The following is a 23,632-nucleotide window of genomic DNA, read 5'->3' as shown; positions in this document are numbered from 1 at the left end:
AAGTAAGTGAGCAACTTGTAAAATGACTGATAATCAGTCATTAATTAGGTGTATGGAGGTGAGGGGATGGATAATAAAAAACAGAAGATTGTTCAGTCTGCCATTCATGTTTTTCAAGAGAAGGGCATTGAAAAAACAAAGATATCCGATATTGTGAAAGGTGCAGGTGTGGCTCAAGGAACCTTTTATTTATATTTCCCATCCAAATTAGCAGTCATGCCTTCCATCGCTGAAGTGATGGTGCAAAAGATTGTAGAGGCGATGAAGGAAGAGGTAAACGTTGAGCAAGCATTTATTACACAATTGGAACAGGTCGTTCATGTTGCTTTTAAGATAACGAACGATTATCGGGAAATTTATGCGCTTATGTTTGCTGGTTTGGCTTCCAGTCAATATTTAAGTGAGTGGGAGAAAATTTATGAACCATATTATGCTTGGATGCAGGAGTTTTTAAATCAACCTAAAGCTACCGCTATGTTGCGTGAATCCATCGATGTAGAGGCAACAGCAAAATTATTAATTGGATTAATTGAAGCAGCAGCTGAACAATCTTACTTGTTTGATAAACATGATGAAGAAAAAGCAAATCAGAAAAAGAAAGAAGTATTGGACTTTGCTAAACATGCATTATGTAAATAGGTTGGCAAAATAGGTATAGAAAGCACTTTCTGTACTTTAGAATGACGTATAAGCAAAACGAGGCTTATCGCCATATGGAATTGGTAGTAAACCCCAGTTTTGAATATACAGCTTGGTGTTAGCCAAGTTTTTCTTGCACTATAATGACTGATAGTCAGTCACGAGGGAGAAGGAGTATGGAAATGAATAAATCATGGATCTATGTTGTATTGACAAGTGTATTTGAATTAATTTGGATTTATGGCTTTAACACGGCATCTACGTGGTGGCATTGGGTATTAATTATAGGTGCTATATTACTAGACTTACATTTCTTATCCAAAGCGTGTGAAGGGATTCCAACTGGAACGGTATACGCTATTTTTGCGGCAGCTGGAACAGTAGGAACGGCGTTAATGGATGTTTATATATTTGGAGGAAGCTTAAATATGGGGAAAATTTTCTTTATGTTCTTGTTAGTTTTAGGTGTCATTGGTTTGAAATTATTTGATGCACCAGAGCAAACAACGAAGCAGGAGGTGCGTTCATAATGGGTTGGCTTCTAGTAGCATGTGCTTCTGTGTTTGAAATCATCGGCGTTTTAGGCTTGCGGTTATATAGTCAAAACAAGACCGTCGCAAATGGGCTGTTGTATCTTGGAGGATTAGGCGCATCGTTTGCTTTTCTCTATGCCTCTTTCTCTCATTTGCTTGTCAGTGTTGCTTATTCCGTATTTATGGGAGTTGGGACAGCTGGAGCTGTATTGATGAATATGATTTTCTTTGGGGAATCAACAAACAAGCTACGTGTGTTTAGCTTAGGCTTAATCATCATTGGCGTGGTTGGGTTAAAAGCAATATCGTAAAGTGAAATATCACCATGCGATATACGCTTTTTCTACGAACCTTCCAAATTATAGTCACACTTAATTTATTCTAGAATATAAAAATAATATCAAATTATTCATATGTTAAAAAAATCGTTGACTTTTATTGGAAAAAGATATAATATATCAAGCAATATATGCAAAGATTATTTTCAGCATTAATTGGTAATTATGCATTATCTTAGAAACAGATTTTTAGAATGCTTTGTCTAACTAGTCATCTGATAGGTAAGAGGAGCATAAGATAAAAATGGAACATTGCTCTTCTTACCATTTGAAAAAAGAGCGTAATTCTTTTTCATTTCAGTGCAACATGAAGGTGATTTAACCTTCAGTATCGTTAAGAATACATGTAGGAGGGATAGTTTTTGACACGACAAATACTTTCGTATCAAAATTTTACTGTCGACCCTTTTCAAGATTTCAGCCCTACTGATGATACAAAGGGTGCTTTCACGATTTTACGTTGGGCGTATGATCTGTATGGAGATTCCATTGTATATGCATGCAGCTTTGGTGCAGAAAGTATGGTACTCATTGATTTACTATCTAAGGTGAAGTCAAATGCGAAGATTGTCTTTCTAGATACAGGGTTACATTTTCAAGAAACGTACGATCTTATTGATGAAGTAAAGAACAGATACCCTGATTTGCGAATGCATCTAAAGCAACCTGATTTGACCGTTGACGAACAGGCCGCAAAGTATGGCTCAGCGTTATGGAAGCGGAAGCCAGATCAATGTTGTTTTATTCGTAAGATTAAACCGCTTGAAGAGGTGCTTGACAATGTGCCTGCTTGGATTTCTGGACTTCGCAGAGAGCAGTCATTAAGTCGGAGTAAAACAGATTTTGTGAATAAAGATGAAAGATTTAAAAGTATTAAAGTATGTCCATTGATACATTGGACTTGGGATGATGTCTGGAATTACATTCTACAACGAGAATTGCCGTATAATGAACTGCATGATAATAATTTTCCGAGTATTGGGTGTATCCCTTGTACATCACAAGTAACAGAATCCGATGATTTACGTGCAGGAAGATGGACGGGGCAAACGAAAACAGAATGTGGTCTGCATACAAATAATGACGACAGGAATTTGAGATGATTTGATAAAACATCTTTTTTATTTCACTTAATTCCTAGTATTTTAATTGGTATACTTTGTATTTGGATGACATATAAAGTGAACCTTTAATTAGTGGGGGGTTTTCTTTTATCCCGCACAGATTGTTTAGATAAGCAAATCAGGGATTTAGGTGCTATTGTCTTATGCAGCTTACGTCTTCCAGTTCTTGAAGTGAGAGTCTTATAGCTCCTTATATTCTAGATAAAATGAGTAGTAGTGAGGTGAGCATGTTGTCGTTGAATGTGATAAATAGTCCATTTAATCAAGAACAAGTTGAGCAATTAAGTCGTTTATTACCAACATTAACGGATAGCCAAAAGGTTTGGCTAAGCGGCTACCTTTCAGGAGTGATGTCTAAAGAAGTACAGCATACTAGTAGTTCACCCCCGCAAGTAGATAGTAAGCCAATGCCTGCTAGTACATTCACAAGAAAAGTAACGGTACTATACGGTTCAGAAACAGGAACAGCTCGCTTATTAAGTGAAATGATGGCTGAAAAGCTAGATGCAGCTAATTTTATGGTGACCTTGTTAGCTCTTGATGACTTCAAAACAAGTAAATTAAAAAAGACGGGTGATTTATTAATTATAACGGCAACCCATGGGGAAGGTGATCCGCCAAATAATGCGATATCTTTTTATGAATTTCTTCATAGTAGAAAGGCACCTAAATTGGATCAATTGCGTTTTTCGGTGCTGTCACTTGGTGATACGTCGTATGAATTCTTCTGTCAGACTGGAAAGGATTTGGATAAACGTCTAGAGGAATTAGGTGGTGAGAGATTATATGAGCGAGTAGATTGTGATTTAGACTTTGATGAACAAGCAAACTTGTGGATGGATGGTGTTCTAGATGTTTTAACGCATTCATCGGATGCTGTTGACCATCACGCGCGTTTAGATCAGAAACAGGACGGCATGGTCGCTGCCGAGCAAGCTGTTTTTTCAAGAACAAATCCATTTATGGCAGAGGTTATAGAGAATATAACGTTAAGTGGACGTGGCTCTCAAAAACAAACGCACCATCTAGAACTATCTCTTGAAGGCTCAGATTTCACCTTTAAACCAGGAGATAGTATAGGAATTTATCCAAAAAATGACCCGAAATTAGTAGAGCAACTCTTAACGGAGCTCACATGGGACGCGGACCAAAGCCTAGCTGTGAATAAGCAAGGAGAAATAAGATCATTACGTGAAGCATTGCTATCTCATTTTGAAATAACCGTTTTAACAATACCAATGTTAGAAAAGGCAGAGAGACTGTTTGCAAACAGCGCTTTAAGCGATTTTATAAAAGCAGGCAATAAAGAAACATTACTTGCTTATATAAAGGGAAGAGATGTTCTAGATTTAGTGACTGATTTTCCACCGGAGAAGCTGGAGCCAGAGGAGTTTGTGAGCATGTTGCGGAAGCTTCCAGCCCGGCTTTATTCTATCGCCAGTAGTTACAAAGCAAATCCAGATGAAGTTCATTTAACGATTGGAAAGGTCCATTATGTTACCCATGGACGTGAGCGGTTTGGAGTTTGTTCGGGGCAAGTTTCCACAAGATTGGAAATAGGCGATAAGTTGCCCATATATATACAAAAAAATCCTAATTTTCAATTTCCTAATGATCCGCAAACGCCAGTCATTATGATTGGGCCTGGTACGGGAGTAGCGCCCTTTCGTTCTTATTTGGAAGAGCTGGAGGAAACGAAAGAGAAGCAAAGAACATGGCTTTTCTTTGGTGAACAGCATTTTTTATATGATTTTCTCTATCAAGTAGATTGGCAAAAGTGGCTAAAAACAGGCGTACTTTCGAGGATGGATGTCGCATTCTCAAGAGATACCGACCAAAAAGTATATGTCCAACACAAGATGCTTGAAAAAAGCAACGAATTTTATAATTGGTTAAAAGCTGGTGCAGCTGTTTATGTATGTGGCGATGAGAAGCATATGGCGAAGGATGTGCATCAAACGCTGGTGACTATATTAAAGCAAGAGGGTGACATGAGCGAAGAAAAAGCCGAATCCTATTTGCAGCAAATGCGTCTAGAAAAACGTTATCAGCGAGATGTGTATTAATTGATTCGTTGCGCTTCAGAGTGATGTGCTGGTTAAAAAAGGTATGAGTGAATGGAGGGAGTTCAACGCAATGTCAAAAGAAAAAGATGATCTGCATGAGAGATCTTTAGATGATATGGAGCGAATAAAGCAGCGCAGTAATTTTCTACGGGGAACGATAACGGAAGGACTTGTAGATCCAATCACGGGGGCAATTTCGGATGATGATAATAAATTATTGAAGTTTCACGGCAGTTACCAGCAAGATGACCGTGATTTACGAGATGAACGAAGACGCCAAAAATTAGAGCCTGCCTATCAATTTATGATTCGGGTACGTGTGCCGGGAGGGATTGCTACACCGGAACAATGGCTGGTGATGGATGAACTTGCTGATAAATATGCAAACGGGTCCATTCGTTTAACGACAAGGCAAGCATTTCAATTGCATGGCATTTTGAAATGGGATTTAAAAAACACAATAAAAGAGATTAATCAGACACTTATGGATACATTAGCTGCTTGTGGCGATGTCAATCGAAATGTGATGTGCAGTACCAATTCGTATCCATCAGCAATCCATCAGGAAGTGCAGAAATGGGCGCAAGCAATCAGTGACCATCTCTCACCAAGAACGGGAGCATATCATGAGATTTGGCTAGATAAAGAAAAAGTGGTTGACTCACGAGACGAAATGGAAATAGAACCCATTTATGGATCAACTTATTTACCGAGGAAATTCAAAATTGGCATTGCAATCCCCCCATCAAATGATATTGATGTATTCTCGCAAGATCTTGGCTTTATTGCCATTCAAGAAGCCAATAAGCTCATTGGTTTTAATGTTTCCGTTGGTGGTGGTATGGGCATGACACACGGAAATACCAATACGTATCCCCAATTAGGGCGGGTGATAGGCTTCTGTTCTCCTGATCAAGTGATTGCTGTAGCAGAACAAATTGTTACGATTCAGCGGGATTATGGAAACCGCTCTGACCGAAAGAATGCTAGATTTAAATACACCATTGATGCAAGGGGAATAGATTGGCTACAACAGACGCTACACGAACGCTTAGGTTGGGAATTGGAAGAGCCAAAAGATTATCAGTTTAAAAGTAATGGCGATAGCTATGGGTGGAAGGAAGCAAATGATATGTGGCATTTTACATTATTCATTGAAAATGGGCGTGTCAAAGATACAAGGGATTATCAACTCCGAACAGGGCTAAGAGAAATTGCTAAGATTCATACGGGAGACTTCCGATTGACCCCTAATCAAAATTTAATTATTGCCAATGTTACGAAACAGAAGAAGGATCAGATGGAGCAACTTATTCAAACGTATCAACTAACAAATGGCGGTCAACTTAGTGGTTTGCGGCGTAATTCGATGGCTTGTGTAGCTTTACCGACATGTGCTTTGGCAATGGCAGAGTCAGAAAGATATCTACCTTCCTTCATTGACAAAATAGAAGCAATTCTTCAAGAAGCAGGTCTCCATCAAGAAGAAATTGTGATCCGTATGTCAGGCTGCCCAAACGGTTGTTCACGGCCAGTTTTAGCTGAGATAGCGTTTATAGGTAAGGGACCTGGCAAGTACAATCTATATCTGGGCGGAAGTTTTACTGGGGAACGATTAAGCAAGCTCTACAGGGAAAATATAGGAGAAAAAGAGATGTTAGATACACTTAAACCAATTATAACGCAGTATGCAAAAGAAAGGTTAGACGGGGAGCATTTTGGCGACTTTGTTATTCGAACAAATTATGTAGAAGCCGTATATTCTGGATTGGATTTTCATAAATAATGGGGGTTGTAGGTGATGGTGAAAGAGGTGGAGGGAGTTATCGGAAAGGTATATTTGGTAGGGGCAGGGCCAGGGGATCCTGATTTAATTACGATCAAGGGTGTCAAAATCATCAGTCAATCAGATGTTATTTTATATGATCGTTTGGTAAATGAACAATTATTAGCTTACGCACCAGAACAGACAATACGTATTTATTGTGGGAAACGTCCAGATCATCATGCATTAAAACAGGAACAAATTAACCAACTACTTTGTTATTATGCAAGTCAAGGAAAGGTAGTTACGAGATTAAAAGGTGGAGATCCTTTTATATTTGGCAGAGGAGGAGAGGAAGTTCTAGCGTTAAGAAAATATCGAATTTCGTTTGAAATTGTACCAGGAATCACGTCTGGATCAGCTGCGCCAGCTTATGCGGGAATTCCTTTAACCCACCGTCAAATTAGTTCCTCTGTGGCTTTTGTATCGGGTGTAACTAGGGCAGAAGAGGATAGTGAAGCATATTGGGAACATCTTGCAAAGGGCCCAGATACTTTATGTATTTATATGGGGGTAAAAAACCTCTCCGACATTTGTAAGTATTTAATTCGCTATGGTAGAGATGCGATGACACCAATTGCCGCTATTTATTATGGAACAACACAAGTACAACAAACGGTCACGGGTACGTTAGAAACAATTGCATTGAAAGCAAAGCAGATTAAAAACCCTGCGATGCTTATTATTGGCGAGGTTGTTCGGTTGCGTGAGCACATACAGTGGTTTGAAGAAATGGCAAGTGAAGAAAGCGAGCCGCTCGGTGCTGTAATCAGTTCGTGAAAAAAGGGGGGATATCTTATGCAAGGCGTACTTTATGTAAGTCATGGAAGTCGTTATGCTGATGCTTTGGAAGAGGCAGTGACATTTCTAGAAGTAGTAAAAGAACAAATAAATGTCCCTTTACAAGAAGTCTGTTTTCTCGAATTGGCTTCTCCTAATATGAAGCAAGGAATAGCTAATTTGGTAGCTCAAGGGGCGACCAGCATCGCTATTATACCTGTTCTATTATTACAGGCAGGTCATTATTATCAGGATATTCCACAGGCGGTTGCACAACAAAGGGGATTATATCCAGCTATTGCATTTTCTTACGGTCAGCCTCTCGGTGTACAGGATCGAATTATCCACATATTAGCTGAGCGCATGGAGCAAGCAATTGCAGAACAGAGACCAGATATGAAGGTACTGCTAGTAGGCAGAGGTAGTAGCAATCCACAAACGGTCATAGATATCGAAACGATTGCACGAAAACTGAAAAGAATAACAAAACTAAACCACGTCGAAGCCTGTTATTTAGCGGCATGTGAACCGTCTTTTGATAAAAAACTGCACGCTGTTGTTACAGAGAAAAATTCGCAAATCGTCATTATCCCATATATCTGGTTTACCGGATTTCTAATGCGACATATTCATCAAAAGGTTGCAGATATGGAGCTTAATGACAATGAAATCGTTGTTTGTCAGCAGCTAGGCCAGCATCCTGTGATGCAAGAAGCATTGAAGGATCGTGTTATAGAGGCAATATCGTAAAACGAACAGCACAAAAAGGATGTGATACAAATCGCGCGTATTCCTTTAATGATGGATTTAAAAGAGAAGCAAGTCGTCATTGTTGGTGGAGGCACCATAGCGGCAAGACGAATAAATACAATTAAGGAAAGTAATGCTCCAATTACAGTTATTAGTCCTACGATTCATCAAGCAATTCGAGCGGATTGGGAAGCAGGCCTTCTTATATGGCGACAAAAGACATTCGAGGCTACGGATATTTCGCAGGCTATGCTCGTTATTGCAGCTACAAATGATCCATCTGTGAACCAACTCGTATGTGAGTCGGCACCGACGGGTTGTCTCGTAAATAATGCTTCGGATGCAGTAGGAAGCCCTGTTCATTTCCCTGCTCATTTCAGGCAAGGCAGATTATCTATTAGCATTTCAACGAATGAAGCGAGTCCAATGCTAGCAGCCAAAATGAAACAAGAGCTTGAATCTATCTATAACAAAGACTATAAAGACTATGTAGAATTTTTATACCAAAGTAGACAGCTACTGAAACAATCCACATTGGAGAAGCAACAACAGAAAAAACAATTACAAAAGCTTGTTTCTGATGAATTTCTTTGTAAAGATAAACAGCTTCAAGCACTCCAGTCGCTGAAGCAGATCGTAGAGGGAGTGGATGCTAGTGAAAGGGTTATGTAATAAAAAAATAGGTATAGCTGCTACACGAAGAGCAGAACAGATAGCTACATTAGTACAAAAAAATAACGCTATCCCTGCGATTTTTTCTATCCAAGGCGAGCAAGTATTGGATGAGGCTATATGTGTGGAAAATATTTCAGCTTTGTTGTCAGAGTCGTTTGATCTGATTATTTTGACAACTGGGATAGGCGTAGAAAGCTTAGAAAGGGTTGCCCAAAATCAAAATTGCGATGCCGATTTTATTCAGAAGTTAGGGCGCACAACACTAGCCGTTCGCGGTAGTAAAACACTTTATTGGTTAAAAAAGCATGCGATTTCCCCAACGTTTATATCACAAGATGGTACCATGGAAGACTTAATATCGACACTTGCTCATGCTGACGAGCAGGGGAAACGTATATATATCCAAGCATATAATCCAGACGATGCGTGGTTACAAGCCGCATTAGAGCATTTAGGCTACAGCGTTTATTTGGCAAAACCTTATTATTATCGGCAACCAGAAGCAGAGATCTTAACTGCTTTACAAGCTGCAATTATAGATCAATCACTTGATGCAGTCATTTTTACGAGTAAAAAACAGGTGCAGAATCTGTTCCAATCTCTTTCTAATGAAGAACAAAAGCAGGTGGTAGCTGCATTTCATAAGTCTGTCTTAGCTGCCGCAGTTGGGAAGGTAACCGCACAGGAATTAAAAAATTATCATATTCAAAACGTTTTTTATCCAACAAAACCAAAAATGGGTCGAATGGTCATAGAAATGAACCGTTATTACGAACAGCACGTTGTTTCGTAAATAGAGTTTTTTTCATAGGGTTTTCTGTCTTTCCCATTAAACAAGGGGTTGAGCGAAGTATTTGGGTGATTGGGCTTTTAGGTATTGGTTCTTTGTTGTCATGAAAGGTCTAGATCGCTTACAGATCTTAATCTAATAAATAGGAATAGGAGGGAGTTTTATTGCGATCAACAACAGAAAATGGAAGTAACATGCCACATGGGGGAAAATTAATTCAAAGGCAAGTGAATTGTGAAGAACGGGATATGTTTTTACAAATTATAGGGAACTTAAAAACAATCACATTAAATCGTTGGCATGTATCTGATTTGGAATTAATAGCAAATGGAGGATTTAGTCCTTTGACTGGTTTCATGGGCAAGTCTGATTATACGAGGGTGGTAGAAGAAATGCGTCTGGAGGATGGAATGATTTGGAGCATCCCTATCACGCTAGATGTAGAACAAACGCAAGCAGAAACATTAGAGATAGGTGAGCAAATTGCTCTTGTAGGGGAAGACAATGAGGTTTATGGTGTCTTAGATCTTACTGAAAAATTTCACTACGAAAAGGAAAAGGAAGCAAAATTAGTGTATGGAACCACCGATTCTAAACATCCAGGCGTAAGAAAAGTTTATGAAAAAGGGGAAGTATATGTAGCTGGACCTATTCGGCTCCTGCAAAAGAAATCAAATAATCCATTTGCTAATTATCAGCTCGATCCTGTGGAAACAAGGCAATTATTTAAAGATTTAGGCTGGAAAACGATTGTTGGCTTCCAAACGAGAAATCCAGTCCATCGTGCCCATGAATATATTCAAAAATGCGCATTAGAATCGGTTGACGGTCTATTACTTAATCCCTTAGTAGGAGAAACAAAATCGGATGATATTTCACCTGCGATTCGAATGAAAAGCTATGAGGTGATTTTAGATAAATATTTTCCCCCAGATCGAACAAGACTAGTTATCTATCCCGCAGCGATGCGTTATGCTGGTCCAAGGGAAGCAATATTACATGCGATTGTCCGAAAAAATTATGGTTGCACACATTTTATCGTTGGGCGAGACCATGCAGGTGTTGGCGATTTTTATGGCACTTATGAAGCACAGGAGTTGATTCGTCAATACGAAGCAGAGCTGGGAATACAAATACTCGCTTTTGAACATGCCTTTTACTGCACGACATGCGAAAATATGGCAACAGAAAAAACATGTCCGCATGATAAAACTTACCACGTGCATTTAAGTGGAACGAAAGTACGTGAAAAGCTACGTAATGGTGAGCATTTGCCAAAGGAGTTCTCGCGACCAGAAGTAGCAAAAGTTTTAATAGAAGGCTTAAGACAACGTTAAATAAAGGAAAGATTACGTATGTCGTATGAAATGATCGTTGTTGCTGTTGTAGTATGTGGCATGATTGGTACGCTTATTATGGATATTGCTCGTCCAGTCATTATTGTGTTTACTGCGTTAACCATCTTGTTAGTAACAGGTATTTTGAAGCCAGAAGATGCATTGGCTGGTTTTTCAAATGAAGGAATGCTTACCATTGCTCTTTTATTTGTAATAGCGGGTGCGATGCAGAAAAGCGGCATGATTGAGGTTATCATGAAAGGTTGGCTCAATAAAAGTAACCGTTTCATAGGTGCTATGATTCGTGTGCTTATACCGACATCTGCCCTTTCTGCCTTTTTTAATAACACACCGATTGTTGTTACCTTCACTCCGATGCTTAAAAATTGGTGTGAGGAGCATCAAATTGCACCATCTAAATTCTTAATTCCCCTTTCCTATGCAACTATTTTAGGCGGAACAATTACATTGATGGGAACATCGACGAATCTCGTTGTGCATGGCATGCTAATAGATTACGGCTATGACGGTTTTTCTCTCTTTCAGTTAGCAGTTATTGGTATTCCCATTACCGTTGTCGGGCTTATTTATTTGATTGTCATAGGAAGACATTTGTTGCCTGATCAGAAAGGGTTTCAACAGCAGGTAAGAATAGGTGCTAAGGAGTATATGGCAGAATTAATTGTAGACCATTCATTTCCTGGGATAAATCAGACGGTCAAAGAGGCTCGATTAAAAGAGTTAACGGGGATTTATTTATTAGGGATTGTCCGTAATAAAGAACGCGTATTCCCAGTTCGCTCGACAACCAGAATTCAAGCAGGAGATCGTCTTATTTTTACCGGTTTGATTACGGCATTAACCGGGGTGCAAGTAACGAAAGGGCTAACATTAAGCATGGGAAAGCCTATAGATGTTGCTGAATTAAAAAAGGCTAACTCAACCATTGTAGAAGCTGTAGTGTCGCACCAATCTTCTTTAGTTTATCAATCCATTAAGCAAGTGAAGTTTCGCTCTTTATATGATGCTGGAGTTATCGCAGTTCATCGAAATAATGAACAGCTCCAATCCAAGATAGGCGATATCTTGTTAAAGCCAGGGGACCATTTATTATTGCTGGCGGGAGCTGATTTCATTGACAAGTATCAGCAGTCGGAAGATTTTTATGTCATGATGCCATTTCATCGGATGCATATGGTTCATCGACCTTCCTTTAAAGGCTGGCTAACCATCCTTATATTTTTAATCATGATTATACTCATCACCATCGGCGTGCTAAGTATGTTTAAAGCAATGGCCATCGTCGTTGCTGTTATGCTAGCAATGAAGGTAGTTACGATGGAAGAAATAAAAAAATATATTCATTTTGATGTCCTGGTGCTTATTGCCTGTTCCTTTGGTATTGGGATAGCGACGATGAAGTCAGGTCTTGCCCCATGGATTGCTGATGGGATAGTAACTGTAGGAAAGCCGCTAGGTTTATTTACCTTACTGTTCCTTATTTATATCGTAACGAATATATTTACAGAAATCATTACGAACAGCGCGGCGGCTATTTTGATGATTCCAATTGCCTTTGAGATGGCGGAAACACTGGGTTTAGATCCAATGGGTTTTGCGGTAACGGTGACGATTGCCGCATCTGCTAGTTTTATTACCCCAATTGGTTATCAAACAAATCTCATTGTATATGGTCCTGGTAGTTACACATTTAAAGACTATGTGAAAATAGGGACACCACTAAGTATCCTCGTTATGTTCATTACGGTAATTATTGTATATTTTTGGTGGTTTTAGGAGGGAGAAAATGAGTAAATCAAAGCATATTTCTTGGCATGGTTCTCTAGTAACAAAGGAAATGAGACAAAAGCGAAACAAGCATAAAAGTGCTGTACTTTGGTTTACAGGGTTATCTGGATCTGGAAAATCAACGATCACCGTAGAGTTAGAAAGAAAACTTTATCAACTAGGTATTCACACGTATCGGTTAGATGGCGATAATATTCGCCATGGGTTAAATAAGAATCTTGGGTTTACTGCAGAGGGACGATCAGAAAATATACGAAGAATTGGCGAAGTATCAAAACTGTTTATTGATGCAGGGGTGCTTGCATTAACTGCTTTTATTTCTCCGTATCGAGATGATCGAAATTTGGTAAGAGCGCTGTTACCAAGTAATGAATTTATTGAAATATACGTGAAATGCCGTTTAGAAGTATGTGAAGAACGCGATCCAAAGGGGTTGTATAAAAAAGCACGAGCTGGTGAAATTGCAGGCTTTACTGGTATTGATGCACCTTACGAGGCGCCGATTTCTCCTGAGTTAACCATTGATACAGAGAAATTATCTGTGGAAGAAGCAGCGCAACGGGTTATTCACTACTTGTTGGAAAAGGAATATTTAACAGTATAAGTCTCTTGTGAAAATAATGACCGTGTGATGAGAAGAGGCGAGTACGACGTATACACGAAAACTACTTGAAAAAGCGTTGGAGAGTGATTCTCGGTCTGGCTCCAACGCTTCATGTATAGGGCTTCCTATTCGTAAAACATGGCATTTCAGCGGAGTTCGATACTTGGAGGGTAATTGTACTTTTGGTCTTACAGTGAATTTATTATACCCAAAAGAATAGTTATTGGTTACTAAAACGAACAGACTTCCAGTTTGTTGCCGAAAGGATCGTAGAAAACAAAAGAGCTCATACTATCATATGTTTCGATTGCTTCTACCGTAACGCCCTTATTTCGCAAATGGCTGTGCGCTGTTTCTATATCTTCTGAGAAAAAATTAAAATGCGGTGGACGATTGCTTTCATAGGTTGTATCTGTTTTCCATAAAGTAAGCGGTGTCTCTCCTAGCTTTAGGACGATACGATTGTTTGTAACGTCTTCGAATAGAACTGGTAGCTCCAGTACTTTGGTATACCAACCTTTAGCTGTTTCTAAATGAGGAACGAGCACAAAAACTGTGTCGATTCGCTGAAATAGCATAAAAAACCCCCTGACGAAATACTTTTTTTCACACGATAGGAAAGTATTGGATTTTTACCGTTTATCCTATAAGGAAAAGCAATGGCTTGTCGCCAAATAGATTGCGATAGGCCCAAGCTTGTCTCATGCTCAGTAAAAATAGCACTATTGCAAATGACCAACTTGGTTATAATCTTTTATATGCCAAGTTTGTTCTTTCAAATGGATATTGCTTATACAACCATTCATCAGCGATGTTTTCCCTGAGCCAATTTCCCCATTAGAAACTTCAGCTAAAATAGCGTTGATAACAGCACCATGAGCAACTAATAACACACGCTGCTGCGGATATTGTTCGTTTACCTTCTCAACTCCAGTCATTACGCGTTGATTAAAATCTACCCGTTCTTCCTGGTTAGGGAAATGCCCACTTGGATATCTATGTTTTCTTTCTTCCATCGTTAGTCCTTCTGCATCACCGAAAGAGCGTTCCTTAAAATCATCCATTTTTATGATTGGCAAATGTAAATGCTGATTTATAATGTCAGCAGTCTCTTTTGCGCGAAGTAAAGGACTACAGATTAGAATATCATAATTATGAGCGTGTAAATATTTTCCACATGCCTGTGCTTGGTCTCGCCCAGTGTCATTTAGTGGAATATCTGTTTTTCCTTGCAGCTTGCCTTGTTTATTCCAATTCGTTTGTCCGTGACGAATAAAACAAATCGTTGTAATGGTTCTTCTCTCCCTTATCTATAGCACTCACGCTTATTATAGCAAATAAAGCTTGATACGAACAAAAGCATATGTGATTGGTAGGCGTCCAGTTTTTCTCTACATAGTTATAACCTTTAAATTTCCAGCACTCTATTTATGTACACTTTACTGGGTTTTATAAACAAACAAGTTAAGATAGTGACCGCTGGGAAAAACACTACACTAACTGGTTATTTATAATGGAGCTCCTTTCTCTTTATTGACTAGAAATTAGCTCTAATACCTTCCGCGAGAGATATTTTCCACATACAAAGCAAAAGTACAAGTTTTGCTGTAAAAAAGATTTCGCAATAAGCCAATGGTTTCTAAAGGCTATCATACAAAAAGAAACATCCCTTCATGGAGTATTTGCTTCTAAGGTTGAATAATTTCGTATATTTCCTTTGTTGCATGCTAAAAATGGTATAAATGATGTTTGGGTGATGATTTCACGTGGAATGGAACACTATCTGTGATGGTAAAAAGATTTGAAGGAGGTAGACAGAATATGAAACCAGAAAACATGCAAAAAGGTAGCACACCACGTCAACATCAAAATCGGCAGCCAGGGTTGGAATCAGAGATGCATCCATTACCGCATCAGCCGCTAGAGTATAAAGGTTCCGAGAAATTAGCAGGCAAAGTCGCGTTAATAACTGGAGGAGATAGTGGCATTGGGCGTGCAGTTGCCATTCTATATGCAAAAGAAGGTGCTCATGTAGCTATCTCTTATCTGGATGAACACGAGGATGCAGAAAAAACAAAAGAACTCGTTGAAGCTGAGGGAGGTAAGTGTATATTACTTCCTGGTGATATTAAGAGCGCTGTCCATTGCCAGAATCTTGTGGAAAATACAGTAGGAGCGTTTGGGAAAATTAATATTTTAGTTAACAATGCTGCGATTCAATTTATACACGAGGACGTATTAGATATATCCGATGAACAAATGGAGGATGTATTTCGAGTTAACTTCTTCTCTCAATTTTATTTAACGAAAGCAGCAGTTCGCCATATGCGTGCTGGAGACTCTATTATTAATACGTCGTCCATAAATGCTTATAGAGGAAATCCAATTTTAATGGATTATTCGGCAACGAAGGGAGCTATTACTGCATTCACACGTAGTATTGCACAAAGCTTAGCTAAAAAAGGAATTCGTGCTAATTCCGTTGCCCCTGGTCCAGTTTGGACACCACTTATACCATCCTCTTTTGATGAAGATGGTGTAGAAAATTTTGGTCAAGATACTCTAATGAATCGACCTGGCCAGCCATCCGAACATGCATGGCCATATGTGATGTTAGCTTCAGGTGAGGCATCCTATATGACAGGACAAGCTATTCATATTAATGGTGGAACGTGGACGTCCTCTTAATGAGGCTAGTATATGGACAAAATAAAAACAGTCCATTAAAAACAAATAATAAATGGTTCTTTGGTATACGTTTAGTGAAGTTAAGATTGCGGGGGTAGCACGAGTTGCAGATGTCATAAAAAAATGTTTTCCGGAAGTAGAAGTTGTATTAGCGGAAAGTGAACGATGTTGAGGTAGCGATAAAAGCCGAGCAATTATTATTTGATTGTTCGGCTTTTTGCATAAGGGCCTGATACGTCACGCTAGAAGGTCACCTATCTTTCATTACAAAAAAAAGTATCAAAGTGAAGTTTTAATTTAAGAAAAGCCATCTTTGGGTATGATAGAAGTCAAGTTTTCTAACAAGCACACGTGTTACGTCATTTTTGAATAGATGTCATCGTTTTTATCTAAAATAAGTGTTTATTTTAAAAATTAAGAAATCATAAAATTTGTTACTTTGGCATATGGATTCAACGAAATAGCCCCGTTCGGCGCAAGCGCCCAGCAACTAGGCGACTTCACTCCATTGCTCTAAGCTAAGTCATCATCGGTTCGTTCTAAATAGGAAGGCCGATTAAAGACGGGCTTGCCGGAGGGCGCTGGCATACCTGTTGCAGGAGCATGATTCCTAAAGCTTTTTTTATCATTCCGCCCTATTTTGTAAAATATCCTCTTTGTTCGTTCTTCAAAAGAATCTTTCTCCATATGAAACGGATAGGGCTTGTATGAAGTTCTACCATCCATTAAGAATCGCTTACCGCATGTTTTTATACATAATTCAAAAGAGATATATCCACTAAGAGAATTGCCCATATGTTCTATATTAAGAACGAAGCTGATTTGATTCTATATTTCAAGTGTATTTAAACGAAAGCGCTATAATTTTTTATATTCGTCTTTCACTTGTTGTTAACGGCTTATTTTGTATAGTTTTTGTATAGTTTGATTTAGTATAATTTAGCGGAAAAGTTATAGACATAGAGAGAATAACTTGTGTGACACAGACTATATGTGTGACATGTAAAAGGCATAAATCATATGGGGGTACGGGTGAAATGAAGATTTGTGTCTAATTTGGTAATACGGAAGCAAATGAAAAGATACAAAACCTCATGAACTAGTATTACTTCAGTAAATGCACAGAACAAGGAAGAAAAATAAGGAGGGATTGAGAACAAAAAACAGATCTCGCGTTCTATATTTGTGTATCAGTTTTACAAAGGTTCTTTCAACAAACAAGAAAGCAATCATCGATGAAATATAGACGCCGTAAAAAAGTAGTCTCGTCTGAACCTATTTAATGTAAAGAGTAGGTTCTATTTAAGTATGACAAGGATTTTCATACCTATATGGGTATATAGGTGTGGGAGTGAGTTTAGTGAAAGTAAGATGTTAAAGGAATGATCGCTCGTTTTAACACTTGTGGAAAACGACGAACGAAAATACGGAGAGGGGTAGCATTTTGAAGAAACAGTTAAGTGTGCTTTTTATTGTATTTCTTTTATTACAAACAATTTCCAGTAGCCTAGCCTTTCCCATGCGAATTAACGCGCAAGGCATAAGCAATGACGGACTAATTAATAATATGGAATTAATCGATACATCAGGGGAAATTGTTCCATTAGATGATATACAACAAGCAACACATGTAAAGGTAGATTGGTCCGCTCACGGTATAGCTGCCGAAACAAATAAGGATTATACCGAGCAACTCCCTACTGCTATAAAAATTGATGAAAAGCAGGAAGAGAAGCTATTGGTAGCAGAAACGGAAGTGGGTAGTTATGTTGTAGATAAAGATAATACGTTAACGATTCGGTTTAATAGGGAAATTCATCAACTCCCTGAAGCGAGCGGAACGTTTGCTGTTAAAATAGCGAAGACGGCAGAAGATACAGAAGCTGATGAACAACAGCAGGCAGGCGATTCGGCAGTGAATCAAGATGAAACGGGTTCTGACGAAGAACAAACAGAGGAAAATGCTGCAGATGCCAAGGAAAAAGAAAACAGTGATGAAAAGGCAAATTCGAAAGCAGAAGCAGAGGAGCCTGTTAAAGAAGAACAGCAGAAAACAGCAGAACAAGCTTCAGAAAAAGTTGCTCCGTTAAAGGCGATTGAAGAAAATATATTAACTCGCTATGAGGTAACCTATGAAACTGCTAATACAGGTGAGCCCATAGAAAAACCAGGTCTAGGTTCCATCATTGCTATAAAATATTGGTGGGAATTACCGAATCGACATGAATATAAAGCGGGCGATACGTACAGTTTTCAAGTACCACCAGAGTTAGACATTTATAGTGAGATTAAGCGCGCAGAAATGAAATTCGATGGACAAATAATTGGCTATCTATCTGTCACAAAAGGTGGAACAGCGACGATAGAGTTTACCAAGTTCATTGAAGAATATTCCCAAATTAGTGGAAACTTTGAGATTTGGACAGAGTTAAGCGAAGAAACTGTTATGAACAAAGACAAAGAATTAGTGATTACACCAATTGAAGGCAAAGAATCCATGACCATTCCAATCGATTTTAACCCGGGCGGTTCAGCTGTGGAGAAAAAAGGGATTCCGAATCGTTCCTATAATGCGGAAGAAATTGAATGGACGGTTGATTTCAACAAAACGCTAGAGACGATTCAAAATGCGAAGTTAATCGATCCAATTCAAGATGGGCAAGCGCTTAAAGAAGGATCGATCAAACTATATCATTTAGAGACGAAGCTTAATGGCGAAGTGACTCAAGGCGAAGAAGTGAATCCTAACTCTTATACAATAGGAAAAACAGCTGGTGGGAAAGACTTTGCGATTACATTTAAGGATGATATTCGTTCCGCTTATCGCCTCGTATATGTAACAGACATTACAAATGAAGATGATGATACCTTCAAAAACAAAGCCACGTTAACAGGGAAAAGTTTTGATGATGTAAGTGCGGATGCAACTGTAAAGGTTGGCAGAGGTAAAGCTTTAGAAAAAAAAGCTGCGGATTATGATCGTGATAACCAAGAAATCACTTGGGAAATTCGCTATAATTATAATCAGAAAAACATTGCTCAAAAAGCTGCACTGTTAAAAGACTTTTTTAATGGCAGTCAAGAGTTGGTGGAAGACTCGTTTGAAGTGAGAGAAATCACGCTGAACGAGAATGGAAAAGAAGTAGGTAAAGGGAAATTTGTTACTAACTATACAGTAACCCCGAGGCAACAAGATGGAAAAAATGGTTTCCATTTACAGTTTAACGAAGATATTTCTTCTGCCTATAAAATTGTTTACAAAACGAAAGCTTCTGAGCGCGTGTTTGATGGCGAGGAAATAATTAATACGGTAAATAGTGGAGAGCATACGGATGAAGGTAAGCAACAAATTGGTCAGATGATCTTATTCAAAAACCATAGTAATCCAAATTATAAGGATAAAACGGTGGAGTGGCAAATTTCCTTTAATCATGATAGGCAAAAGATGAGCAACGTTGTTCTAGAAGATGTTTTTACCAATAAAGGTCTAACTTTATTAAAGGATGAAGAATCTGGTAACTTTTTCAGGATTCAAAAAGAAGGCGGGGCATTAGAAGAAGGAACAGATTATATTATTTCTAAAAATGAAGCGGATCAATTTGTAATTCAATTTAAGAATACAATAACGGAACCACATTGGATCAACTATACGACAACATTTGATTATGACCAACTTGCAAATAAGAGTGAGGACTTTATTAACCAAGCTCATCTGTCTTGGGATGATGCGAATGGAGAATCTAAAGATAAAAGTGCTAAGAATAAATTTACACCGGATGAGTACACAAAGCAGAACGGCTTTAAAAATGGTTCCTATAATGCAGTAACAAAGGAAATCACTTGGAACATAGGTGTCAATTATAATTTAAAAACGCTAGATAATGCGGTTGTTAAAGACTTTATTCAAGGTAATCAGCAACTATTGCAAGACTCCATAACCGTACATTTAATGGAGCTTACTGGTGGGAAAAATGGAACCAAGAAAAAAGAAGCCGTACCAGGTGAGGATTACTCCATAGAATTTATGGAAAATGAACAAGGTGAGCCAGGATTTCAGATTAATTTTGTAAAAGAGATCAACCAACCGTATTTGATAGAGTACAAAACAAGTCTAAATGATTTAGATTTAGTTGCAAAAAACTACCATAATACAGCGAACCTTTACAATGGAAATCAACAAGAAACGGAACTAGATGCTTCTGTATCCATTCCGTATGGTGGAAAGTATACGGAAAAATCAGGAAATCAGAACGGAAAAATGATTGATTGGAAGATTAATATAAACTTTGGCCAGTCTCAAGTAAGCAATGCTACCATTGATGACAAACCAAGTAATAATCAAGCGTTACTGGAAGATTCTTTCCGTCTATACGCCACATCTGTAGATGAAGCAGGTAAAGTTACCAAGGGAGAGTTATTAGAGCTTAACAAGGATTACACCTTGGATTTAGAACAAAATCCTGAAACGTTTACATTAAAGTTTACAGAAGAAATTAATGAGCCGTATATATTAGAATATCAATCCATGATTTTAGAGAAACCAGGAAAGACGGTAAGTAACAATATATCTTTTAATGGAGAAAACATTGATGAGGTTATCAATGAGTCTCAAGATACAGTAAAAGTGGAGCGAACGAATGGTATGGGCGAAGGTACTGGAGAAATCGGCAGACTAACTGTTCATAAAACCAATCGCGATACTGGCGACTCACTCCCTGGAGCGACGTTTACGCTGAAAGATCAAGAAAGTGGCATTACGGTTGGTACGAAAACGACCGATGAAGATGGTAAAGTTGTTTTTGATCGATTGCTTTATGGAACGTACACATTGATTGAAGAAAGGGCCCCAGATGGTTATCTCATTGAGCAGAAGCAACGGGAGATTATAATTGATGAATCCTATGTAGAGGATAGTGAAGTAGAAGTAGGAAATCAACTCATAGTAACGAATGCTAAAATCATTCGCGATGTACAGTTAAACAAAATTGATAAAGAAACAGGAGCGAGTTTATCAGGAGCAACGTTTGCTCTACAGCAAAAAGTAGGTGACGCTTATAAAGTCATTGATCGTCTAACAACAAATCCAGCGGGAATAATTTACAAAGGTGATTTAGAACCTGGTGAATATCAATTTGTCGAAACGAAAGCACCGAATGGGTATGAGCTAAATACGGAACCAATTCCCTTTACTATTGGTGAAAAACAAACGGAAATTATTACGTTAACAGCGAAGAATAAAAAACTTGCTTCTGTGGAATTAACGAAGCTTGCAAAAGAAAATGGAAACCGGTTAGAAGGTGCTGCGTTTAAATTAGAGCGCGAAGATGGTTCTGTTGTCGAGCCGTTGTTACGAACAGACGAAGACGGGAGAATTTTTGTTACAAATTTACAACCAGGTACGTACCAATTTGTGGAAACCAAAGCGCCAACATATTATCAGCTTAACGAAGAACCAATACCGTTTACTATAAAAGCTGGTGATTCGAGTACAGTAACCGTAACGGCGAATAATGAGCTTATTCGTGGTAAAGCGGAGCTGACAAAGGTTGATAAGGATGACGAAGCAACGAAACTCGATGGTGCTGTATTTGAACTACAAAATGAAGCAGGCAAGACGTTACAAGAAGATCTGACAACAGATAAAGCAGGAAAAATTGTTGTAGAGAATTTGAAGCCAGGCAAGTATCAGTTTGTGGAAACAAAAGCGCCAGAGCATTACGAGCTAGATGCGACGCCAATTCCGTTTACCATTGAAAAAAGTAAAACGGAAGCCGATGTCAGGGTAGTTGCGGTAAAAGCAGAGAATGAGCTTATCCGAGGATCTGTTGAACTTGTCAAAGTAGATGAAGATGATGAGGATAAAACCTTGGCAGGAGCGGTATTCGAATTACAAAATGAAGCCGGTGAGACACTTCAAGAAGATCTGACAACAGATAAAGCAGGAAATATTGTTGTAGAGAATTTGAAGCCAGGCAAGTATCAGTTTGTGGAAACCAAGGCGCCAGCTTATTACGAGTTAGATGCTGACCCAATTGCATTTGAGATTGAAAAGAGTCAGAAAGAACAACTACGCATTACCGCAAAGAATAAGCTAATTTCTGGTAAGGTTGAGCTTACGAAGGCGGATCAAGATAACAATTATGCACCGTTAGCAGGAGCGGTATTCGAGCTACAAAATGAAGCCGGCGAAATGCTACAAGAAGATCTGACAACAGATAAAGCAGGAAAAATTGTTGTAGAGAATTTGAAGCCAGGTAACTATCAATTTGTAGAAACAAAGGCGCCAGAGCATTATGAGCTAGATGCGACACCAATTCCGTTTGCCATTGAAAAAAGTAAAACGGAAGCCGATGTCAAAGTAGCTGCGGTAAAAGCAACAAATGAGCTTATCCGAGGAGCTGTTGAACTTGTCAAAGTAGATGAAGATGATGAGGATAAAACCTTGGCAGGAGTGGTATTCGAGCTACAAAATGAAGCCGGCGAGATGCTACAAGAAGATCTGACAACAGATAAAGCAGGAAAAATCGTTGTAGAGAATTTGAAGCCAGGTAACTATCAGTTTGTGGAAACCAAAGCGCCAGCTTATTACGAGTTAGATGCGACGCCAATTCCGTTTACCATTACATTTAGCCAGGCAAATTCTGTACAACTGAAAGTAGAAAATACATTCATTTCAGAAGAACCAGTAACGGATCCAGGAAATAATGATAATGAGCCAACACAGAAAAATCCTGATAGTAGTAAGGGTGATCCGAGTAAAGCAGGAGAGGAAATAGGAGGAACACTTCCTCAAACTGGAGAAGAATGGCTACGTTACATGATGATTTTAGGGGTTTCGCTATTTATTGTTGGTGGGTTCCTAATGATTTCAAGACGTCGAAAGGCATAAATAATAGATACTCCCGATGATGTATTAGAATAAGAATGAACGTCATTCTATGTATCTACTGAATTAGAAAATCCGAACTTATTCAAATTCTTCCTATAGAACTTGAAAGTAAGTTCGGATTTTTTGTACCAATTTGCCGTATAAATACAAGCTAGAATAAAATGTTATTTATGGTGGTAAAAACTTAGTGTTAGCCGGATTGGATATGCTGAGGTTACTTGCAAGTGCATCTCATTGTAGAAGGTGATCAGCAAATTGTTTCGCATATTCTTTTTAATACCCTACCTCAACAGCAGCATTTACCATATACATTAAGTCATTTTCGTCATTTTTATCTTTCAAAATAACCCCACTTGAGGTGGCCATACCGCCATCGGTTACATCCACCGTAACGGATCCATAAGGAATGACAGCTTTTACTTTTTCTGTATCAAGCAAGTTACGATCCAATGGAACAGCTAATCTTACATTTACTTTCATATTTTCAAGTTTTTGTTCAGGAAGGCTGTGTTCAATGCCAGGCATAGAATTGTACCAAATAGCATTTTCTACGGCTCTTACAGCAGCTTTCGTAATATTTTGCCCATGCACATCAATCCCCGTGCCAGTTTGAATAAATAGAATTTGATCCATGATAAAACCCCTTTTTGATTAAATTATTTCCGTATCATGTAATATTCTTTTATTCAACCGTTCCCAGTGTAAATGCGTCTTAAACATTACCCTCATACTAATTGTCTTTGATGCATATCTTTATATGATGGTACACAACATAATAGCACTTT

The 23,632-nt window shown here is 38.5% G+C and carries 18 protein-coding genes; 15 read left to right on the top strand and 3 right to left on the bottom strand.

The genetic code is table 11. The features are described from left to right. The first annotated feature begins 66 nt into the window (after nt 1-66). The 13 genes from BUB45_RS13415 to cysC all read left to right on the top strand — a co-directional run bounded on the left by BUB45_RS13415 (nt 67) and on the right by cysC (nt 13,270). Nucleotides 67-639, top strand: coding sequence for a TetR family transcriptional regulator (locus tag BUB45_RS13415; RefSeq protein ID WP_073010469.1), 573 nt, complete (start codon nt 67-69; stop codon nt 637-639). A gap of 182 nt (nt 640-821) precedes the next feature. Further along, on the top strand, nt 822-1,169 hold the full coding sequence (locus tag BUB45_RS13410) for a DMT family transporter (protein ID WP_073010723.1): 348 nt from the start codon (nt 822-824) through the stop codon (nt 1,167-1,169). Next, complete coding sequence (locus BUB45_RS13405; RefSeq protein WP_073010466.1) at nt 1,169-1,483, top strand: DMT family transporter; 315 nt, start codon at nt 1,169-1,171, stop codon at nt 1,481-1,483. The genes BUB45_RS13410 and BUB45_RS13405 overlap by 1 nt, the downstream gene beginning before the upstream one ends. Before the next feature lie 389 nt (nt 1,484-1,872). Beyond that, a complete protein-coding gene (locus BUB45_RS13400) occupies nt 1,873-2,613 on the top strand; it encodes a phosphoadenylyl-sulfate reductase (protein WP_073010463.1) in 741 nt (246 codons plus the stop codon). 251 nt (nt 2,614-2,864) lie between these two features. After that, complete coding sequence (locus tag BUB45_RS13395) at nt 2,865-4,700, top strand: assimilatory sulfite reductase (NADPH) flavoprotein subunit (RefSeq protein ID WP_073010460.1); 1,836 nt, start codon at nt 2,865-2,867, stop codon at nt 4,698-4,700. 70 nt (nt 4,701-4,770) lie between these two features. Beyond that, on the top strand, nt 4,771-6,486 hold the full coding sequence (gene cysI / locus BUB45_RS13390; protein WP_073010457.1) for an assimilatory sulfite reductase (NADPH) hemoprotein subunit: 1,716 nt from the start codon (nt 4,771-4,773) through the stop codon (nt 6,484-6,486). A 39-nt stretch (nt 6,487-6,525) separates the two neighbouring features. Then, entirely contained in the window at nt 6,526-7,305 is a 780-nt protein-coding gene (gene cobA / locus BUB45_RS13385) for a uroporphyrinogen-III C-methyltransferase (protein WP_073010721.1), read from the top strand. An 18-nt stretch (nt 7,306-7,323) separates the two neighbouring features. Then, a complete protein-coding gene (locus BUB45_RS13380) occupies nt 7,324-8,055 on the top strand; it encodes a sirohydrochlorin chelatase (protein WP_073010454.1) in 732 nt (243 codons plus the stop codon). 48 nt (nt 8,056-8,103) lie between these two features. Further along, nucleotides 8,104-8,727, top strand: a complete 624-nt coding sequence (locus tag BUB45_RS13375; RefSeq protein ID WP_073010452.1) for an NAD(P)-binding protein — start codon at nt 8,104-8,106, stop codon at nt 8,725-8,727. Further along, a complete protein-coding gene (locus BUB45_RS13370) occupies nt 8,711-9,523 on the top strand; it encodes a uroporphyrinogen-III synthase (protein WP_084723676.1) in 813 nt (270 codons plus the stop codon). Before BUB45_RS13375 ends, BUB45_RS13370 begins: the two co-directional genes overlap by 17 nt. Nucleotides 9,524-9,714: 191 nt before the next feature. Further along, nucleotides 9,715-10,857 carry a sulfate adenylyltransferase gene (gene sat / locus BUB45_RS13365; protein WP_073010718.1) on the top strand — a complete coding sequence of 381 codons (1,143 nt, stop codon included), beginning with the start codon at nt 9,715-9,717 and terminating at the stop codon, nt 10,855-10,857. 18 nt (nt 10,858-10,875) lie between these two features. Beyond that, nucleotides 10,876-12,654 (top strand): SLC13 family permease, encoded by a 1,779-nt coding sequence (locus tag BUB45_RS13360; RefSeq protein WP_073010446.1) that lies wholly within the window; start codon nt 10,876-10,878, stop codon nt 12,652-12,654. A gap of 10 nt (nt 12,655-12,664) precedes the next feature. After that, nucleotides 12,665-13,270 (top strand): adenylyl-sulfate kinase, encoded by a 606-nt coding sequence (gene cysC, locus BUB45_RS13355; protein WP_073010423.1) that lies wholly within the window; start codon nt 12,665-12,667, stop codon nt 13,268-13,270. Nucleotides 13,271-13,500: 230 nt separating this feature from the next. Here the strand turns inward: cysC and BUB45_RS13350 are convergent, their stop codons facing one another. Next, nucleotides 13,501-13,848, bottom strand: coding sequence for a VOC family protein (locus tag BUB45_RS13350; protein WP_073010420.1), 348 nt, complete (start codon nt 13,846-13,848; stop codon nt 13,501-13,503). Between the two features lie 144 nt (nt 13,849-13,992). Continuing rightward, the gene (locus BUB45_RS13345; protein WP_073010417.1) at nt 13,993-14,562 is read right to left on the bottom strand and encodes a histidine phosphatase family protein; all 570 of its coding nucleotides are present in this window, start codon (nt 14,560-14,562) and stop codon (nt 13,993-13,995) included. Between the two features lie 529 nt (nt 14,563-15,091). Here BUB45_RS13345 and BUB45_RS13340 point away from each other — a divergent pair. Further along, nucleotides 15,092-15,958 (top strand): SDR family oxidoreductase, encoded by an 867-nt coding sequence (locus tag BUB45_RS13340; protein ID WP_073010414.1) that lies wholly within the window; start codon nt 15,092-15,094, stop codon nt 15,956-15,958. Nucleotides 15,959-17,402: 1,444 nt separating this feature from the next. Further along, the gene (locus BUB45_RS13335; protein WP_073010411.1) at nt 17,403-22,847 is read left to right on the top strand and encodes a SpaA isopeptide-forming pilin-related protein; all 5,445 of its coding nucleotides are present in this window, start codon (nt 17,403-17,405) and stop codon (nt 22,845-22,847) included. Nucleotides 22,848-23,120: 273 nt separating this feature from the next. Here the strand turns inward: BUB45_RS13335 and BUB45_RS13330 are convergent, their stop codons facing one another. Next, nucleotides 23,121-23,480 (bottom strand): Lin0512 family protein, encoded by a 360-nt coding sequence (locus tag BUB45_RS13330; RefSeq protein ID WP_073010408.1) that lies wholly within the window; start codon nt 23,478-23,480, stop codon nt 23,121-23,123. Nucleotides 23,481-23,632 lie beyond the last annotated feature (152 nt).

Source organism: Virgibacillus chiguensis (assembly GCF_900129865.1).
In the GTDB taxonomy this organism is placed as follows: Bacteria; Bacillota; Bacilli; order Bacillales; family Amphibacillaceae; genus Virgibacillus; species Virgibacillus chiguensis.
Note: the sequence above shows the minus strand (reverse complement) of the source record. Positions and strands in the feature narration are given on the sequence as shown.

What these genes read in the sequence shown, in the direction of transcription:
- BUB45_RS13340 (WP_073010414.1), top strand. Translation starts at nt 15,092, where the DNA reads ATGAAACCAGAAAACATGCAAAAAGGTAGCACACCACGTCAACATCAA.
- BUB45_RS13380 (WP_073010454.1), top strand. Translation starts at nt 7,324, where the DNA reads ATGCAAGGCGTACTTTATGTAAGTCATGGAAGTCGTTATGCTGATGCT.
- cysI (WP_073010457.1), top strand. Translation starts at nt 4,771, where the DNA reads ATGTCAAAAGAAAAAGATGATCTGCATGAGAGATCTTTAGATGATATG.
- cysC (WP_073010423.1), top strand. Translation starts at nt 12,665, where the DNA reads ATGAGTAAATCAAAGCATATTTCTTGGCATGGTTCTCTAGTAACAAAG.
- BUB45_RS13330 (WP_073010408.1), bottom strand. Translation starts at nt 23,480, where the DNA reads ATGGATCAAATTCTATTTATTCAAACTGGCACGGGGATTGATGTGCAT.
- sat (WP_073010718.1), top strand. Translation starts at nt 9,715, where the DNA reads ATGCCACATGGGGGAAAATTAATTCAAAGGCAAGTGAATTGTGAAGAA.
- BUB45_RS13360 (WP_073010446.1), top strand. Translation starts at nt 10,876, where the DNA reads ATGTCGTATGAAATGATCGTTGTTGCTGTTGTAGTATGTGGCATGATT.
- BUB45_RS13405 (WP_073010466.1), top strand. Translation starts at nt 1,169, where the DNA reads ATGGGTTGGCTTCTAGTAGCATGTGCTTCTGTGTTTGAAATCATCGGC.
- BUB45_RS13375 (WP_073010452.1), top strand. Translation starts at nt 8,104, where the DNA reads ATGATGGATTTAAAAGAGAAGCAAGTCGTCATTGTTGGTGGAGGCACC.
- BUB45_RS13415 (WP_073010469.1), top strand. Translation starts at nt 67, where the DNA reads ATGGATAATAAAAAACAGAAGATTGTTCAGTCTGCCATTCATGTTTTT.
- BUB45_RS13410 (WP_073010723.1), top strand. Translation starts at nt 822, where the DNA reads ATGAATAAATCATGGATCTATGTTGTATTGACAAGTGTATTTGAATTA.
- BUB45_RS13350 (WP_073010420.1), bottom strand. Translation starts at nt 13,848, where the DNA reads ATGCTATTTCAGCGAATCGACACAGTTTTTGTGCTCGTTCCTCATTTA.